The sequence below is a fragment of the Citrobacter amalonaticus genome (assembly GCF_018252635.1).
Lineage (GTDB): Bacteria > Pseudomonadota > Gammaproteobacteria > Enterobacterales > Enterobacteriaceae > Citrobacter_A > Citrobacter_A amalonaticus_E.
The window spans coordinates 1-397 of sequence record NZ_JAGTXM010000045.1; the positions used below are offsets into that span (position 1 = coordinate 1).

1 protein-coding gene is annotated in these 397 nt (G+C 64.7%); it reads left to right on the forward strand.

From position 1 onward, the window contains the following. Positions 1-397, forward strand: a 397-nt coding sequence (locus tag KE671_RS23175) for an Ig-like domain-containing protein (protein WP_206164802.1), incomplete at both ends; no start/stop codon positions are given.

Genomic DNA, 397 nt, shown 5'->3' on the forward strand with positions numbered 1-397 from the left:
ACTACACTGCTACGGTAGCAGCAGACCTCACCTGGTCCGTCACCGTCCCGGCGGCTGACCTCGCGCTGCTCACCGACGGTAACGTCACTGTCTCCGCCGAAGTGACTGCCGCGAACGGCAACACCGGCAGTGCGACACGGGATATCACCGTCGACACCACCGCCCCGGTGATCACCATCAGCACCGTGGCAACCGATGACATCATCAACAGCGCCGAGCACGGCGTGGCGCAGATTATCAGCGGCACCACCACCGGCGTGAACGCCGGCGCCACCGTCACCGTAACGCTGAACGGTAAAACGTACACCACCACCACTGACGCAGACGGCAAGTGGAGCGTGGGCGTCCCGGCAGCCGATGTGACGGCGCTGGAAGCCGGCACCGCCACCATTAAAGC